Raw genomic sequence first — 17,112 nt, 5'->3', positions numbered from 1 at the left:
CCGGCTCGACCGCGCCGTCCCGAAGCCGCTTCTTCCGCACCGCTGCTCGCATTCCTGTCTCGCCTGCCCACACCGTGTGGTCCCGCGGACCCGGCTCGCTCTCCGCTCGCGGGGCGGATCGGTGCGAAGACCGCAGCAATTCACACGTCCGCGAGGGAAGCAGCCCGGCTCTGCGCGTCGCGACGAGCGTTTTGGCCCCTCCCATGATCCGGGCCACGACCATTCCACCGGCATCGCGCAGTGGCCCGGCAACGCATGCCTGGCCACTCGAATGAGTGAACATCAATCGGAAGTTGACCATCAACTTCCGGTCCCGGCCGCCGCGGCGTGCAACCCTTCGCAACCCCCGAGCGGGTTTGGCGAACCGTACAGGGTCCTGGAAGGATGCGCGCCCGCATCTGCGGGGACCGCGGTTTCCAGCCCCGGTTACGCCCCTGACCTGCTGCTACTCCCGCCGGATCCGGCGAAGACGGCACACCGCGGGAAACCGGACGCGCTGCGGCAGACTGACCGGCATGCGCATCGAACTGGCCACCGAGCCGGGAGACCCCCAACACCCGAACGAGGACTACGCGTCCGTCGCCCTGCCCGCCTCCGGCCAGGGCGGAGTGCTGGTCCTGCTGGACGGCGTGACCCCGCCGCCGGACGACACCGGCTGCTCCCACGGCGTGCCCTGGTACACCGCGCGCCTCGGTGGCGCAATGCTCGAACTGTCCGGTTCATTCCGGGATATGACGCTCCCTGAGGCACTTTCGGCCGCCATCTCCCGGACGGCCGAAGTTCACCGGTCCACCTGTGACCTTTCTCACGCGCGCACCCCGCAGGCAACCGCGGTGGCCGTCCGCTGGTCGCCGGAGGCGGTCGAGTACCTGGTCCTGTCCGATTCCGTCCTGCTCGTCGAGCACCCCGACGGCACGGTCCGGCCGGTCCTGGACACCCGCCTGGACGAACTGCCGCCCGCCGTACAGGCCCTGCGCGAGACCGTACGGGGACTGCCGCGCGGCTCCGCCGAACGCGCCGCCGCCGGCCGTGAGTACGGGGCCGCGGTCGAGGCGCTGCGCAACGCCGAGGGCGGCTTCTTCACCGCTGCGGCCGACCCCGCGGTGGCCGCCCGGGCGGTCACCGGCTCCCTGCCGCGCGCCGAAGTACGGACCCTGACCGCCCTCAGTGACGGCGCATCACGGTGGGTCGAGGTCTTCCGCGAGGGTTCCTGGGCGGACTGCCTCGCGGTGGTGCGCAAGGAGGGGCCGCAGGCCCTGGTCGACCGCGTACGGACGCTGGAGGCCGCCGACCCGGACGGCGCGCGCTTCCCTCGCGGCAAGTCCCGGGACGACGCGACGGTGGTGCTGGTGGAGCCGTAGGAAGCTCTCGCCGCACGGCTGGAAACCGCCTTACCCGGCGGGCACCGCCCGGCCTAGCTTTGACTCCGTGACCAGTTTCGAAAACTGGTCACGGAGTCAAGGAGGGACATGGAAGCGGCGGAACGCACCGAACGCGGCGAACGCATCCTGGACGCCGCCTGCGACCTGCTGCTGGCCTGGGGGTACCGCCGTGTGACCACCGACGAGATCGCCCGCCGGGCGAACGTCGGCAAGGGCACGGTCTACCTGCACTGGAAGAACAAGGACGCCCTGCTGCTGGCGGTGGTCCTGCGGGCCAAGTGCGCCGACCACCAGCGCCAGTTGGCCCGGATGCGGGCCGACAACAGGAACATCCTGCCCAGCCGGCTGCTGCGCTGGGCCCTCCTCGACTTCATGGACGACCCGGTGCTGCGCGCCGTGTACCTGGACGACTCCGACGTACTCGGCCGCCTGAACGAGATCGCCAAGAAGGAGCTGGCGGAGCTGATGGCGGCCGGCACCCAGTCCCTGCGCGCGCAGCTGTCGGTGCTGCGCGAGCACCGCCTGGTGCGCGAGGACCTGAGCGTCGACCAGCAGATGTACGCCTGCATGGCGATCGCCGCCGGCTTCTTCCAGGCGGAAGTGCTCTTCCCTGAACGCGCGCCGGGCCGGCCGGAGGAGCGGGCCGACGTGCTGTGCCACACCATCCGCACCACTTTGGAGACCCACGCCGATCCCGACCCACGGCTCATCGCCGCGGCCGCTCCCGGCATCATCGCGCACTACCAGCGCCTGGAGGAGCTGAGCCGGCAGGAAGTGCGGCGGCAACTGCGCCAGTGATCCCCGGTCACACCCCTGATCAGGAGGAGAACGCACGATGACCACATCGCCCACCGGGTCCGCCGCGGCCACCCCGCCCGGCGCCCCGACCACCACCGCCACCACACCCGGCGGGCTGCCCGACTACGTAGGCCTGCACCCGGGCGAGCCGAACGTGATGGAGCCGGAACTGCTCAGCGACCCGTACACCGGGTACGGCAAGCTGCGCGAGCAGGGCCCGCTCGTCCGGGGCCGGTTCTTCGACGACTCGCCCGTCTGGTTCGTGACCCGCTTCGACGTGGTACGCGAGGTGATGCGCGACCCGCGGTTCGTCAACGACCCGACCCGCGTGCTCGACAGCACGGGCAAGGACCCGCGCGCCCAGCTGATCGAGCTGTTCGGCATACCCGAGCACGTCGCCCCGTACCTGGTGGAGACGATCCTCACCAGCGACCCGCCGGACCACACCCGGCTGCGCCGCCTGGTGTCGCGTGCCTTCACCGCCCGCCGTATCCAGGACCTGCGGCCGCGGGTGGAACGGATCACCGATGAGCTGCTGGACCGGCTGCCCGGTCACGCGGCGGACGGCGTCGTCGACCTCGTCGAGCACTTCGCGTACCCGCTGCCGATCACGGTGATCTGCGAGCTGGTCGGGATCGACGAGGCGGACCGGCACCTGTGGCGGCAGTTCGGGGCCGCCCTGGCCTCCCTGGACCCGAAGCGGATCGGCGCCACCGTACCGGGCATGGTCGAGCACATCCACGAGGTGATCCGCGAGCGGCGGGCCACCCTGCGCGACGACCTGCTCAGCGCGCTCATCCGGGCGCACGACGACGACGGCGGCCGGCTCAGCGACACCGAGATGGTCACCATGGTGCTGACGCTGGTGCTGGCCGGCCACGAGACCACCGCCCACCTCATCAGCAACGGCACGCTCGCCCTGCTCACCCACCCCGACCAGCGTCGCCTGCTCGACGAGGACCCGGCCCTGCTGCCCCGCGCGGTCCACGAGCTGATGCGCTGGTGCGGGCCGATCCAGGCCACCCAGCTGCGGTACGCCACCGAGGACACCGAGGTGGCCGGCACGCAGGTCCGCCGGGGCGACGCCCTGATGTTCAGTCTCGTCGCGGCCAACCACGACCCGCGGCACTACACCGAGCCGGAGAAGCTCGACCTGACGCGGCAGCCTGCGGGCCGGGCCGAGGACCACGTCGGGTTCGGGCACGGCATGCACTACTGCCTGGGCGCCTCGCTGGCCCGGCAGGAGGCCGAGGTCGCCTTCGGCAAGCTGCTCGCGCGCTATCCGCGGCTGGAGCTCGCCGTGCCCCACGAACAGCTGGAGGAGCAGGAACGCATGCGTCAGCCGGGTGCCTGGCGCCTGCGGCGGCTGCCGCTGCGGCTAAACGCACAGAGCTGACCCGTACGGGATGCCGGCCGTCCGCGGAGGAGGCGGCCGTCATGGAGGACCGGCCGGGAGCCGGTGCGCACCGCCCCGCCGGGGTCCGCGCGCCGGCTCTCAGCCGTGTCCGCCCTTCCCGCCCCGCTCGGCCTTTCCGGCCGCCCCGCACCCTTCCTCCGCGTCCTGTTCGCCGTTCAGGCGGTGCAGCAGGCGGGCCAGTTCCGCCACCTCGCGGCGGTCCCAGGAGGCGAGCTGCCGGGCGTACTGGGCGCGCCGGCTGTTGCGTACCCGGCTGAAGCGGTCGTGGCCCTCGTCGGTGAGGCGGACGAGCACGGCCCGCCCGTCGGCCGGGTCCGGTTCGCGGGCGATCAGGCCGAGGTCCTCCAGGGCGCGCAGCTGCCGGCTCATCGTCGCCTTGCCCACGCCGAAGTACCCGGCGAGGTCGGTGGCCCGCTGCCGGCCCGCGTCCGCGAGGCGCACGAGCAGGCCGTACGCCGCCGACTCCAGCTCCGGGTGGACCGCCCGCGCCAGCTCACCGGACGTGGCGCGGGCGCGGCGCAGGAAGACCGCCAGCTCCCGCTCCAGGGACAGGAACACCTGGTCCACGCCGCTGGGTTCATCCGTCCCGGTCATGCCGTCGGGTCTGGTGTTGTGCACGTCGGCGCCCTCTCCCGCTTTCCGGACCGTGAAAGTTTTCCTGTCGTGGCGGCCGAAACCGCAGCTGGTCCAGTATTTCGCAGGAGCAGACCATCGGAAGCCCGGCTCCCCCCTTTCACGGCGCGCATCTACGCGCGTACCGTCAAGGCTTCACCTGACATGACCACACCAAGCGGTTCCCCTCTCCCGCGTCATGTCCGGGACACCAGCCGGCCCGCTCTCCGGAGGCCCCCATGCCCGTGCCCAGATCCGGCCCCGCCCGCCGCCGACCGCGCTCCCTCGGGAGCCTGGCCGGCCTGTTCCTCACCATCGCCGCCCTGCTCCTCGGCCTGCCCGGTACCGCCGGCGCCGTCGCGTACGGAGGGGCCCCCGAGCCCACCCACCCGGGACGGGACTGGGCCGGGTCCCAGGTCATCGAGCACGAGGGCGACGCGCCGGGCGAGGCGCCGCCGCCCACCCTCGCCTCCGTCGAAGGCGTCGACGTCAGCAGCCACAACGGCAACGTCCCGTGGCAGACGCTCTGGAACGGTGGCGTCCGTTTCGCCTACGTCAAAGCCACCGAGTCCACCGGCTACACCAATCCGTACTTCGCGCAGCAGTACAACGGCTCCTACAACGTCGGCATGATCCGCGGCGCGTACCACTTCGCCACCCCCGACACCTCCAGCGGCGCCGCCCAGGCCGACTACTTCGTGGACCACGGCGGCGGCTGGTCCAGGGACGGCCGGACGCTGCCCGGCGCCCTCGACATGGAGTACAACCCGTACGGCGCGACCTGTTACGGCAAGAGCGCGGCCGGCCTGATCAGCTGGATGCAGGACTTCTTCGCCACGTACAAGGCGCGCACCGGCCGGGACGCCGTCCTCTACACCTCCACCAGCTGGTGGAAGCAGTGCACCGGCAACTACGCCGGCTTCGGCTCCGTCAACCCGCTGTGGATCCCCCGCTACGGCTCCTCGGTCGGCGAACTCCCCGCGGGCTGGGCCTTCCACACCATCTGGCAGTACACGTCGTCGGGCCCCACGGTCGGCGACCGCGACCGGTTCAACGGGGCGTATGAGCGGTTGCAGGCGTTGGCCGACGGGTGAGACAGGCGGGGGCCCCGGCGCGAGGCGCGCGCCGGGGCCCCTGAACCGACGTATGCCGTCACTCCCTGCCGAACTCCGTCGTCTCCAGCGTCAGACCGACAACCGTCCCCGTCAGGTCCACCGGGTCGCCGAAGTCCAGGGTCAGGTATCCGTGGTACTTCCCGTCCTTGGGCAGCGTGTGGAGATGCCACGTACCGGTGTACGGGTCGACGATGAGGTAGACCGGGACCTCGGCCACCGCGTAGGTCTCCAGCTTGGGGCCGTAGTCGTTGCTCGCCGTCTTCCGGGAGATGACCTCGGCGACGAGTTCGATGTCCTGATACCGCCAGCGCCCCTTGTCGTCCCTCTCCGCGCCGTCCCGTAGCGCGACCACGTCGCAGGCGAAGCCGTTGAGGTCGCCGGGGAAGTCGATGCGGACATCGGACTTCACCCGCTTCCTCGGGTACTTCACGCGCAATTGCTCGACGATCTCCAGGATGATGTCCCAGTGGTTGTCCCGTTGCGGCGACAGGAAGATGGCCCCCTCGACAATCTCTGTCTTATAGCCCTCGGGGATGGGCATCCGCTCCAGCCAGTCGAACATCATGTCCAGGCTGAGCTTGTCGCTGTCGGCCATCTCGATCTCGATCCTGTTGTCGGTCAGCTCGATGGTCACCGTGCGCTCCTCCCCACCGCCGCGTTGTGCGGGCAGTCGCGCAGTACAACGATACGCACGGTAGTCGGGACACGCGCGCGGCCCGGAGCCCCGTGTCCGGGGTTCCGGGCCGCTGTTGCCGGCCGCGTCCGTCACGCCGCGGCCGGGACCTCCGGGGCGGCCGGGGCCAGGGCCGGGGTCAGGGCCAGGTCGAGGACCTGGCGGACGTCGGAGACGGGGTGGACGGCGAGGTTCTCCAGGACCTCGGCGGGGACGTCGTCCAGGTCCGGCTCGTTGCGCTTGGGGATGATCACGGTGGTGATCCCCGCCCGGTGCGCCGCGAGCAGCTTCTGCTTGACGCCGCCGATCGGCAGCACCCGCCCGGTCAGCGAGACCTCACCGGTCATCGCCACGTCCGGGCGCACCGGCCGGCCGGAGAGCAGCGAGGCCAGCGCCGTCGTCATCGTCACGCCCGCGCTCGGGCCGTCCTTCGGCACGGCGCCCGCCGGTATGTGCAGGTGCACGCCGCGCTCCTTCAAGTCGCTGACCGGCAGCTCCAGTTCCGCGCCGTGCGAGCGCAGGAAGGAGAGCGCGATGTGCGCGGACTCCTTCATCACGTCGCCCAGCTGGCCGGTGAGCCGGAGGCCGGACGCGCCGGTCTCCGGGTCGGCGAGCGAGGCTTCCACGTACAGGACGTCGCCGCCCGCGCCGGTGACCGCGAGGCCGGTGACCACGCCCGGTACGGACGTGCGCCGCTCGGCCGGGTCCTGCGCCGACTCCGGGGTGTGGTGCGGGCGTCCGATCAGCGGGCGGAGCTCGTCCTCGTCCACCGTGAAGGGCAGGTCGCGCTCGCCCAGTTCGCTCTGGGCCGCGATCTTGCGCAGCAGCCGCCCGACGGCCCGCTCCAGGTTCCGTACGCCCGCCTCGCGGGTGTACTCCCCGGCGAGCTTGGCCAGCGCCCCGTCCGTGAGCGTGACCTCGCCGGTCTCCAGACCGGCCCGCTCCAGCTGGCGCGGGACCAGGTGGTCCCGGGCGATGAGGACCTTCTCGTCCTGGGTGTAGCCGTCCAGCCGGACCAGCTCCATGCGGTCGAGCAGCGGCTCCGGTATGGCCTCCAGGACGTTGGCGGTGGCCAGGAAGACCACGTCGCTCAGGTCCAGCTCGACCTCCAGGTAGTGATCCCGGAAGGTGTGGTTCTGCGCCGGGTCGAGGACTTCGAGGAGGGCGGCGGACGGGTCGCCCCGGAAGTCCGAGCCGACCTTGTCGACCTCGTCCAGGAGGATGACCGGGTTCATCGAGCCGGCTTCCTTGACGGCGCGCACGATGCGGCCGGGCAGCGCGCCGACGTACGTACGCCGGTGGCCGCGGATCTCCGCCTCGTCCCGTACGCCGCCGAGCGCGACCCGGACGAACTTGCGGCCCATGGCGCGGGCCACGGACTCGCCCAGCGAGGTCTTGCCGACGCCGGGCGGGCCGATCAGCGCCAGCACGGCGCCGCCCGCCCGACGCCCGCCGCCGCCCGTGCCGGAGTCGCCGGCCGGCCCGCCGACCGGGCCCAGACCGCGGTCGGCGCGCCGCTTGCGCACGGCCAGGTACTCGGTGATGCGCTCCTTGACGTCCTCCAGGCCGGCGTGGTCGGCGTCCAGGACCTCCTTGGCGCCGGGGATGTCGTACGCGTCCTCCGTGCGCTCGTTCCACGGCAGTTCCAGCACCGTGTCCAGCCAGGTCCTGATCCAGCTGCCCTCGGGGCTCTGGTCGCTGGACCGCTCCAGCTTGTCGACCTCCTTGAGGGCCGCCTTGCGGACGTCCTCGGGCAGCCGGGCGGCCTCGACGCGGGCGCGGTAGTCCTCGCCCTCGTCCTCCGGGTCGCCGTTCAGTTCGGCCAGCTCCTTGCGGACGGCCTCCATCTGGCGGCGCAGCAGGAACTCGCGCTGCTGCTTGTCCACGCCTTCCTGGACGTCCTTGGCGATGGCCTCCGCCACGTCCTGCTCGGCGAGGTGCTCGCGCAGCGCTTCGGTGGCCTGCTTCAGGCGGGCCACCGGGTCGGTGGTCTCCAGCAGCCGCACCTTCTGTTCGGTGCTCAGGAACGGTGAGTAGCCGGAGTTGTCCGCGAGCTGCGAGACGTCGTCGATCTGCTGGACGCGGTCCACGACCTGCCAGGCGCCGCGCTTCTTGAGCCAGTCGGTGGCCAGCGCCTTGTACTCCTTGACCAGCTCGGTGACGGCGCCGGGCAGGGGGTCGGGCACCGTCTCGTCGACGGTCGTGCCCTCCACCCACAGGGCGGCGCCGGGGCCGGTCGTCCCCGCGCCGATCCGCACCCGGCCGAGGCCGCGGATCAGCGCGCCGGGGTCACCGTCGGACAGCCGCCCGACCTGCTCGACACGGCCGAGCACGCCGATGGCCGCGTAGGCGCCGTCGGTCCGCGGCACCAGCAGCACCCGCGGCTTGTCACCCGGGGAAGCGGCGGCCTGCGCGGCCTCCACCGCGGCCCGTACGTCCGCTTCGGAAAGGTCCAGGGGCACCACCATGCCCGGCAGGACGACTTCGTCGTCGAGCGGCAGCACGGGCAGAGTGAGCGAAGTGGACGTCGAAGCCATGATCTCCCCTTCGGCAGGCAAGTTGAGCAATACCCGCTCAATGCTTGTGAGCCTCGGGATGTTCCCCGGCGGCTGTTCGCTGTGAGCGATCAGCCGCCGGGGCGGGCCGTGCCGCCCGACGGTCAGCCCTGGGCCATGTGCATCAGTTCCCAGACATGGCCGTCCGGGTCCTGGAAGCTGGCGCCGTACATGGGGCCTTCCTCCATGACCGGCTTCCAGGGGCTCGCGCCCGCTTCCAGGGCCTTGGCGAGCAGGGTGTCGACTTCCTCCCGGCTGTCGCAGGACAGACAGGTGAGGACTTCCTTCGTCTTCGCGGCGTCGCTGATGTCGCCGTTGATGAAGTCCCGGAAGCGGTCCTCCTGGAGGAGCATGACGGAGATGTTCTCCTCGACGACCATGCACAGGGTGTGCTCGTCGGAGAACTGCGGGTTGAAGGCGAAGCCGAGGCGGGTGAAGAACTCGCGGGACGCGGTGACGTCCTTCACCGGCAGGTTGACGAAGATCATTCGCATGGTGTGCCTCTTCCTGACGGAGCGGGGCCCCGGCCGTCGCGGCCGGGTGCAACCCTCGCTCCACCTCCCCGTCGAGCCGTGGAGAAGCGTGTTCAGGAAGCTAGCAACGGCCACTGACAACCGGCCCGTACCGCGGCCCGCGGCGGCGTCGCAGCAGGCGCCAGGTGAGGGTGCCGAGGACCAGGGCGAGCAGGTGGCCCGAGTCGCTCACGGGGTCGGTGGAGAACAGGAGGTTGCCGGCGGCGAACCAGGTCACGCCCGCCAGCAGCGGCCACCGCGCCCAGGCCGGGAGCAGCCCGGCCAGCGCGCCGGTGCAGGTCATCACGCCGAAGCTGATGCCGTAGTCGAGGCGGTGCAGGGCGTCGGCGGGCAGGTGCCCGAGGGCGACCGCGGCGCCCACCGGCAGCTCGGTGGCCAGTGTGGCGACCGCATGGCCGCCGAAGAAGACCGCGGCCGTACGCAGGGCACCGACGCGGCGTTCCAGTGCCGTCAGGACGAGGAGGAAGGCGATGGCGTACGCGGAGGTCATGCCGCCGGCGATCCACAGGGCGCTGGCGACGAGCACCAGCAGGGGCGCGTGCGCGAGGTGCTCGACGTCCGTGCTGGAGCCCTGGAGCAGGGCGGAGACCAGCGTGGGGTCGGCGTGCTCGGCGAAGACGGAGGTCGCGACGAGGAGGAGGGTGTAGCCGAAGGTGAAGGGCGCGCCAAGGGGCGTGGGCAGCAGGCGCCAGGGGCGCGGCGCGCGCCGGAGTCGCGAGCCGATGCGTATCGGGGCGGGCGCGGCCACCCTGGACGCGGGAGCGGGCGCCGCTGCGTCCGTAGACACCACGCCCGCGGGTACGGCACCCGCAGGCACCGCGTCCGCAGCCACGCCGTCCATGGCCTGCCCGGCACCGTCCCCCGCCACCGCCCGCTGTCTGGGAACCCCCGCGAGCGCCCCCTTCGCCCCCTTCTCCCCTGCGGCCGTTACGGCTTCTTCCGTGCCGGGGACACCGGCCGCATCCGTTACGCCAACCCGCCTCACCCGCTCCAGGCCCCTTCCGTGCACGGCGCCGACGGCGCCACCGGCATGCCCGTCCCCCTCGGGCGTGCGCCCCTCGTGGGCGGTGTGCTCCCACGAAGATCTACGTACGGGAACAGCCTGCACGCTCAACCCATGAGTGAGCTGTGCCCGTGACGCGCGTCACCCGAAGCGGTCGTCGTCGCCCGGGCCCGCAATCCGGCTGGACCCGCGCCGCTCCGGTTGGTCAGGATGGCGGTCATGGTTCACCCCGCGCACGCCGTGCCCCACTCCGTGCACGTACCCGGTCCGCCCGCCGACGGCAGCCCGCCCCGGGTGCTCGACCGCCGCGAGGGCCCCTACGGGGAGGCGGTACTGCGGCAGCGGGGCGAGCACTTCGAGATCATCGCCAACGGGTGCTTCCTGATGGACACCTCGGACGGACGGTCCGAGCGGCTGCTGGTGGACGCGGCGCTCGCGGAGCTGGACGACGGACGGCCGTCTCCCGATGTGCTGATCGGCGGGCTGGGCGTGGGCTTCTCCTTGGCGCGGGCGGCGGAGGACGCCCGGTGGGGGCGGATCACGGTGGTCGAGCGGGAGACCGCGGTCGTCGACTGGCACCGCGACGGTCCGCTGTCCGCCGTGTCCGGGGCCGCGCTCGCCGATCCGCGGACCGAGATCGTCGCCGCCGACCTGGTCGGGTACCTCCGCGACGGCGCCGGCGGGCGCACCTTCGACGCGCTGTGCCTGGACATCGACAACGGGCCGGAGTGGACCGTCACCGAGGACAACGGCGGCCTCTACTCCCCCACCGGGCTCGCCGCCTGCCGGGAGCTGCTGACGCCCGGCGGGGTGCTCGCCGTCTGGTCGGCGCAGCCGTCGTCCGCCTTCGAACTCGCGCTGCGAAATGCCGGGTTCACCGGCGTACGTACCGAAGAGATCCCCGTTGTCCGAGGCGTCCCCGACGTGGTGCACCTCGCGCGCAAGGGCGCGTAGCCGACGGTCACACCCTGCCCTTACGCTGCTGCCCAGCAGTACGCGACCAGGCAGCACGGGGACACGCAGGGGCGGGCGATGGATCAGACGCAGACCACCCAGGGCGGCACCGCCGCGGCCACGCCCGGCGCCCAGCGCCGGGTCCTCGTCGTGGAGGACGACCCGACGATCGTGGACGCCATCGCGGCCCGGCTGCGTGCCGAGGGATTCCAGGTGCAGACCGCCACCGACGGGCCCGCCGCGGTGGACACCGCCGAGGCGTGGCAGCCGGACCTGCTGGTCCTGGACGTGATGCTGCCGGGCTTCGACGGGCTGGAGGTGTGCCGCCGGGTGCAGGCCCGGCGCCCGGTGCCGGTGATGATGCTCACGGCGCGGGACGACGAGACGGACATGCTGGTCGGCCTCGGTGTCGGCGCCGACGACTACATGACCAAACCGTTCTCCATGCGCGAGCTGGCGGCCCGGGTGCACGTACTGCTGCGGCGCGTGGAGCGCGCGGCGCTGGCCGCGCACACGCCGCGCAGCGGCATCCTGCGCCTGGGCGAGCTGGAGATCGACCACGCGCAGCGCCGGGTGCGGGTACGCGGCGGCGACGTCCACCTCACCCCGACCGAGTTCGACCTGCTGGTGTGCCTGGCGAACACGCCGCGCGCGGTGCTCTCCCGCGAACAGCTGCTGGCCGAGGTGTGGGACTGGGCGGACGCCTCCGGTACGCGCACGGTCGACAGCCACATCAAGGCGCTGCGCCGCAAGATCGGCGCCGAGCGCATCCGCACGGTCCACGGCGTCGGGTACGCGCTGGAGACCCCGCCGGTATGACGGCCCCCGCCCGACGACGGACGGCCGACCGGAAGGAGCGCCGCGACCGGGCCCGGGAGCGCGCGTGGGACGGGCTGGACGGCCTGCGGGAGCGGGTCTGGGCCCCCTTCTGGCAGCGGGTGTGGGAGGGACTGCGGCCGCTGGACCCGTACCGCTCGGTCAAGGCGGCGCTCGGGGCGCTGGTCATCGTCTCGGTGATCATCACGACGCTGCTGGTGTTCGTCGCCATCCACTCCGACACCGAGCTGCGGGTCATCACGGTCTTCTCGATCATCGCCTCGCTGCTGGTCACCCAGTTCGTCGCGCAGAGCCTGACGGCGCCGCTGGACGACATGACGGACGTGACCCGGGCGATGGCGGACGGTGACTACACCCGCCGGGTGCGGGGCGGGCGGCGGGACGAGTTCGGCGACCTGGCCGACGCCTTCAACCGGATGGCCGCCGACCTGGAGGCGGTGGACACCCACCGCAAGGAGCTGGTCGCCAACGTCTCGCACGAGTTGCGCACCCCGATAGCGGCTCTGCGCGCCGTCCTGGAGAACGTGGTGGACGGCGTGTGCGAGCCGGACCCGGAGACAATGCGGACGGCCCTGAAGCAGACCGAGCGGCTGGGGCGGCTGGTCGAGCACCTGCTGGACCTGTCGCGACTGGACAACGGTGTGGTGCCGCTGCACGCCCGCCGTTTCGAGGTGTGGCCGTATCTGTCCGGGGTGCTCAAGGAGGCCAACATGAGCCGGGGTGCCTCGACGCTGGCGGGGCTCGCCGGCTCCGGCACCCACACCCGTACGGACGTACACCTCCATCTGGACGTCTCGCCGCCGGAGCTGACCGCGCACGCGGACGCCGAGCGGCTCCACCAGGTGGTGGCCAACCTGATCGACAACGCCATCAAGCACAGCCCGCGGCACGGCCGGGTCACGGTGCGGGCGCGCGCGGGCGAGACGCCGGAGAGCCTGGAGCTGGAGGTGCAGGACGAGGGGCCCGGCATCCCGGAGGCCGAGCGGCACCACGTCTTCGAGCGCTTCAACCGGGGCGACCCGGCGGCCCCGGGGCCGGGCAGCGACGGCGGTACGGGGCTGGGCCTGGCCATCGCGCGCTGGGCGGTGGACCTGCACGGCGGGCGGATCGGGGTGGCCGAGTCACCTCGCGGCTGCCGCATCCGCGTCACCCTTCCGGGGACCGACGTCACACGAAGCTGACTCCGCGTGACGTAGGGTCGGTGATGGAAGCACCCACTCCGGGGTGCGGTGGCGATGCCGCGTACCCGCAGACAGGCGAACCTGGTGTGTTTCCCACCGCGTCATGCCCCGAAACCCCTTGCTGAATGTGACGTGCACGACGACTGACCGCCCCGGACTGCACCAAAGGTCCCGAGAGGCGTAGCCTTTATTCCCGCTGTCCACCACCTTAGGAAGCGGAAGAGGGCGGTTGCCGCCGTGTCGCCACAGTCCCCCAACAGTTCGAGCACTTCGACTGACCAAGAGGGGCAGGGTAAGAACCCTGCTGCCGCGTTCGGTCCGAATGAGTGGCTCGTCGATGAGATCTACCAGCAGTACCTCCAGGACCCGAACTCGGTAGACCGAGCCTGGTGGGACTTCTTCGCCGACTACAAGCCGGGTGCGAGCACCACCGCGCCGGCCCCCGCGAGTGACGGCGCCCCCGCCACTCCGGCCTCCGGCCAGGCAGCCCCGGCCGCCGCCGCGCCGAGCGCGCCCGCGGCCCCGGCCACGCCCGCCGCGGCGCAGCCCGCCGCACCGGCGAAGCCCGCCGCGAGCGCCCCGGCGCCCGCCCAGGCCGCCCCGGCCAAGGCCGAACCCGCGAAGACCGCCAAGCCCGCAGCCAAGAAGGACGACGTGAAGGCCGACGAGGCGCCCGCAGGACCGGAACTTGTCACCCTGCGCGGCCCCGCCGCCGCCGTCGCGAAGAACATGAACGCTTCGCTGGAGCTGCCCACGGCCACGTCCGTGCGCGCCGTCCCGGTGAAGCTGCTGTTCGACAACCGCATCGTCATCAACAACCACCTCAAGCGCGCCCGTGGCGGGAAGGTCTCCTTCACCCACCTCATCGGGTACGCGATGGTGCAGGCCCTCAAGGCCATGCCGTCGATGAACTACTCCTTCCAGGAGAAGGACGGCAAGCCGACGCTGGTCAAGCCCGAGCACATCAACCTCGGTCTGGCCATCGACCTGGTCAAGCCCAACGGTGACCGCCAGCTCGTCGTCGCGGCCATCAAGAAGGCCGAGACGCTCAGCTTCTTCGAGTTCTGGCAGGCCTACGAGGACATCGTCCGCCGGGCCCGCAACAACAAGCTGACGATGGAGGACTTCACCGGAGTCACCGCGTCGCTGACGAACCCGGGCGGCATCGGCACCGTCCACTCCGTGCCCCGCCTGATGCCCGGTCAGGGCCTCATCATCGGCGTCGGCGCGATGGACTACCCGGCCGAGTTCCAGGGCACCTCCCAGGACACCCTGAACAAGCTGGGCATCTCCAAGGTCATGACGCTGACCAGCACGTACGACCACCGCGTGATCCAGGGCGCCGCCTCCGGCGAGTTCCTGCGCATCATGAACCAACTGCTGCTCGGCGAGAACGACTTCTTCGACGACATCTTCAAGTCGCTGCGCATCCCCTACGAGCCGGTGCGCTGGCTGCGCGACATCGACGTCAGCCACGACGACGACGTCACCAAGGCGGCCCGGGTCTTCGACCTGATCCACGCCTACCGGGTGCGCGGCCACGTCATGGCCGACACCGACCCGCTGGAGTACGAGCAGCGCAAGCACCCCGACCTCGACATCATCGAGCACGGGCTGACGCTGTGGGACCTGGAGCGGGAGTTCGCGGTCGGCGGCTTCGCCGGCAAGTCGATGATGAAGCTGCGCGACATCCTGGGCGTGCTGCGCGACTCGTACTGCCGCACCACCGGCATCGAGTTCATGCACATCCAGGACCCCAAGCAGCGCAAGTGGATCCAGGACCGGGTCGAGCGCGGGCACTCCAAGCCGGAGCGCGAGGAGCAGCTGCGCATCCTGCGCCGCCTGAACTCCGCCGAGGCGTTCGAGACCTTCCTCCAGACGAAGTACGTCGGCCAGAAGCGGTTCTCCCTGGAGGGCGGCGAGTCCGTCATCCCGCTGCTGGACGCGGTCATCGACTCGGCCGCCGAGTCGCGCCTGGACGAGGTCGTCATCGGCATGGCCCACCGCGGCCGGCTGAACGTGCTCGCCAACATCGTCGGCAAGTCGTACGCGCAGATCTTCCGCGAGTTCGAGGGCAACCTCGACCCGAAGTCGATGCACGGCTCCGGCGACGTGAAGTACCACCTGGGCGCCGAGGGCACCTTCACCGGCCTGGACGGCGAGCAGATCAAGGTCTCGCTCACCGCCAACCCGTCCCACCTGGAGGCCGTCGACCCGGTCGTCGAGGGTGTGGCGCGCGCCAAGCAGGACATCATCGGCAAGGGCGGCACGGACTTCACCGTCCTGCCGGTCCAGCTGCACGGTGATGCGGCCTTCGCGGGCCAGGGTGTGGTCGCCGAGACGCTGAACATGTCGCAGCTGCGCGGCTACCGCACCGGCGGCACGGTGCACATCGTCATCAACAACCAGGTCGGCTTCACCGCCGCCCCGGAGTCGGCCCGCTCCTCCATGTACGCCACCGACGTGGCCCGCATGATCGAGGCGCCGATCTTCCACGTCAACGGTGACGACCCCGAGGCCGTCGTCCGCGTCGCGCGGCTGGCGTTCGAGTTCCGCCAGGCGTTCAACAAGGACGTCGTCATCGACCTGATCTGCTACCGGCGCCGCGGTCACAACGAGACCGACAACCCGGGCTTCACGCAGCCGCTGATGTACGACCTGATCGACAAGAAGCGCTCGGTGCGCAAGCTCTACACCGAGTCGCTGATCGGCCGGGGCGACATCACGCTGGAGGAGGCCGAGCAGGCGCTCCAGGACTTCCAGGGCCAGCTGGAGAAGGTCTTCACGGAGGTCCGCGAGGCCACCACCGCCCCGGCCGCCCCCGAGGTGCCGGAGCCGCAGGCCGAGTTCCCGGTCGCCGTGGACACCGCGATCTCCCAGGAGGTCGTCAAGCGGATCGCCGAGTCCCAGGTCAACATCCCCGAGCGGGTCACCGTCCACCCGCGCCTGCTGCCGCAGCTGCAGCGCCGCGCGGCCCAGGTGGAGGACGACACGATCGACTGGGGCACCGGCGAGACCCTCGCCTTCGGCTCGCTGCTGATGGAGGGCACCCCGGTCCGCCTGTCGGGCCAGGACTCCCGCCGCGGCACCTTCGGCCAGCGCCACGCGGTGCTGGTGGACCGGGAGACCGGCGAGGACTACACCCCGCTGCTCTACCTGTCCGAGGACCAGGCGCGCTTCAACGTCTACGACTCGCTGCTGAGCGAGTACGCGGCGATGGGCTTCGAGTACGGCTACTCGCTCGCCCGCCCGGAGGCGCTGGTCCTGTGGGAGGCGCAGTTCGGTGACTTCGCCAACGGCGCGCAGACCGTCGTCGACGAGTTCATCTCCTCGGCGGAGCAGAAGTGGGGCCAGACCTCCGGCGTCACGCTGCTGCTGCCGCACGGCTACGAGGGCCAGGGCCCGGACCACTCCTCGGCCCGCATCGAGCGCTTCCTCCAGCTGTGCGCGCAGAACAACATGACCGTCGCGATGCCGACGCTCCCGTCGAACTACTTCCACCTGCTGCGCTGGCAGGTGCACAACCCGCACCACAAGCCGCTGGTCGTCTTCACCCCGAAGTCGATGCTGCGCCTGAAGGCGGCGACGTCGAAGACGGCGGAGTTCACCACGGGCGGCTTCCGGCCGGTGATCTCGGACGACGCGGCGAAGGCCGAGGACGTCACCAAGGTCATCTTCTGCTCCGGCAAGGTCTACTACGACCTGGAGGCGGAGCGGGTCAAGCGCGGCGCGTTCGACACCGCGCTGGTCCGGATCGAGCGGCTGTACCCGCTGCCCGGCAAGGAGCTCCAGGCGGAGATCGCCAAGTACCCGAACGCGGGCAAGTACCTGTGGGTGCAGGAGGAGCCGGCGAACCAGGGTGCGTGGCCGTTCCTGGGTCTGAACCTGATCGACCACCTGGACCTGTCCGTCGGTGCCGACATTCCGCACGGCGAGCGTCTGCGCCGCATCTCGCGGCCGCACTCCTCGTCGCCGGCCGTGGGTTCCGCCAAGCGCCACCAGGCCGAGCAGGCCGCGCTGCTCGCCGAGGCGTTCGACGCCTAGTCCGTACG

General features: G+C 71.4%; 13 protein-coding genes. 8 read left to right on the top strand and 5 right to left on the bottom strand.

The window, feature by feature from the left end; translation table 11 throughout:
• The first annotated feature begins 515 nt into the window (after positions 1-515).
• The 3 genes from ACH4FX_RS17935 to ACH4FX_RS17925 all read left to right on the top strand — a co-directional run bounded on the left by ACH4FX_RS17935 (position 516) and on the right by ACH4FX_RS17925 (position 3,576).
• The gene (locus tag ACH4FX_RS17935; protein ID WP_398479907.1) at positions 516-1,361 is read left to right on the top strand and encodes a protein phosphatase 2C domain-containing protein; all 846 of its coding nucleotides are present in this window, start codon (positions 516-518) and stop codon (positions 1,359-1,361) included.
• Between the two features lie 108 nt (positions 1,362-1,469).
• Complete coding sequence (locus tag ACH4FX_RS17930) at positions 1,470-2,180, top strand: helix-turn-helix domain-containing protein (RefSeq protein WP_398479905.1); 711 nt, start codon at positions 1,470-1,472, stop codon at positions 2,178-2,180.
• Between the two features lie 37 nt (positions 2,181-2,217).
• Positions 2,218-3,576 carry a cytochrome P450 gene (locus ACH4FX_RS17925; protein ID WP_398479903.1) on the top strand — a complete coding sequence of 453 codons (1,359 nt, stop codon included), beginning with the start codon at positions 2,218-2,220 and terminating at the stop codon, positions 3,574-3,576.
• A 99-nt stretch (positions 3,577-3,675) separates the two neighbouring features.
• On the opposite strand, the gene ACH4FX_RS17920 is transcribed toward ACH4FX_RS17925, so the two are convergent.
• Entirely contained in the window at positions 3,676-4,191 is a 516-nt protein-coding gene (locus ACH4FX_RS17920; protein ID WP_398480006.1) for a MarR family winged helix-turn-helix transcriptional regulator, read from the bottom strand.
• 257 nt (positions 4,192-4,448) lie between these two features.
• Here ACH4FX_RS17920 and ACH4FX_RS17915 point away from each other — a divergent pair, with 257 nt between their 5' ends.
• A complete protein-coding gene (locus tag ACH4FX_RS17915; RefSeq protein WP_398479901.1) occupies positions 4,449-5,303 on the top strand; it encodes a lysozyme in 855 nt (284 codons plus the stop codon).
• Between the two features lie 58 nt (positions 5,304-5,361).
• Here the strand turns inward: ACH4FX_RS17915 and ACH4FX_RS17910 are convergent, their stop codons facing one another.
• The 4 genes from ACH4FX_RS17910 to ACH4FX_RS17895 all read right to left on the bottom strand — a co-directional run bounded on the left by ACH4FX_RS17910 (position 5,362) and on the right by ACH4FX_RS17895 (position 9,872).
• Complete coding sequence (locus ACH4FX_RS17910; protein ID WP_398480004.1) at positions 5,362-5,919, bottom strand: Uma2 family endonuclease; 558 nt, start codon at positions 5,917-5,919, stop codon at positions 5,362-5,364.
• A 170-nt stretch (positions 5,920-6,089) separates the two neighbouring features.
• Complete coding sequence (gene lon, locus ACH4FX_RS17905) at positions 6,090-8,534, bottom strand: endopeptidase La (protein WP_398479899.1); 2,445 nt, start codon at positions 8,532-8,534, stop codon at positions 6,090-6,092.
• Positions 8,535-8,656: 122 nt separating this feature from the next.
• Entirely contained in the window at positions 8,657-9,046 is a 390-nt protein-coding gene (locus ACH4FX_RS17900; RefSeq protein ID WP_398479897.1) for a VOC family protein, read from the bottom strand.
• Positions 9,047-9,146: 100 nt separating this feature from the next.
• A complete protein-coding gene (locus ACH4FX_RS17895) occupies positions 9,147-9,872 on the bottom strand; it encodes a rhomboid-like protein (RefSeq protein WP_398479895.1) in 726 nt (241 codons plus the stop codon).
• Positions 9,873-10,307: 435 nt separating this feature from the next.
• On the opposite strand from ACH4FX_RS17895, the gene ACH4FX_RS17890 reads away from it, so the two are divergent.
• The 4 genes from ACH4FX_RS17890 to ACH4FX_RS17875 all read left to right on the top strand — a co-directional run bounded on the left by ACH4FX_RS17890 (position 10,308) and on the right by ACH4FX_RS17875 (position 17,104).
• Positions 10,308-11,042 carry a spermidine synthase gene (locus tag ACH4FX_RS17890; RefSeq protein ID WP_398479893.1) on the top strand — a complete coding sequence of 245 codons (735 nt, stop codon included), beginning with the start codon at positions 10,308-10,310 and terminating at the stop codon, positions 11,040-11,042.
• 78 nt (positions 11,043-11,120) lie between these two features.
• Positions 11,121-11,861: a response regulator transcription factor gene (locus ACH4FX_RS17885; protein ID WP_398479891.1), complete on the top strand. Its 741-nt coding sequence runs from the start codon at positions 11,121-11,123 to the stop codon at positions 11,859-11,861.
• Positions 11,858-13,060: a sensor histidine kinase gene (locus ACH4FX_RS17880; protein ID WP_398479890.1), complete on the top strand. Its 1,203-nt coding sequence runs from the start codon at positions 11,858-11,860 to the stop codon at positions 13,058-13,060. The genes ACH4FX_RS17885 and ACH4FX_RS17880 overlap by 4 nt, the downstream gene beginning before the upstream one ends.
• A gap of 237 nt (positions 13,061-13,297) precedes the next feature.
• Positions 13,298-17,104: a multifunctional oxoglutarate decarboxylase/oxoglutarate dehydrogenase thiamine pyrophosphate-binding subunit/dihydrolipoyllysine-residue succinyltransferase subunit gene (locus tag ACH4FX_RS17875; RefSeq protein ID WP_398479888.1), complete on the top strand. Its 3,807-nt coding sequence runs from the start codon at positions 13,298-13,300 to the stop codon at positions 17,102-17,104.
• The last annotated feature ends 8 nt before the right edge of the window (positions 17,105-17,112 follow it).

The sequence above is a fragment of the Streptomyces sp. NPDC018019 genome, assembly GCF_044327805.1.
GTDB lineage: Bacteria > Actinomycetota > Actinomycetes > Streptomycetales > Streptomycetaceae > Streptomyces.
This window is presented reverse-complemented; position numbering and strand designations above follow the sequence as displayed.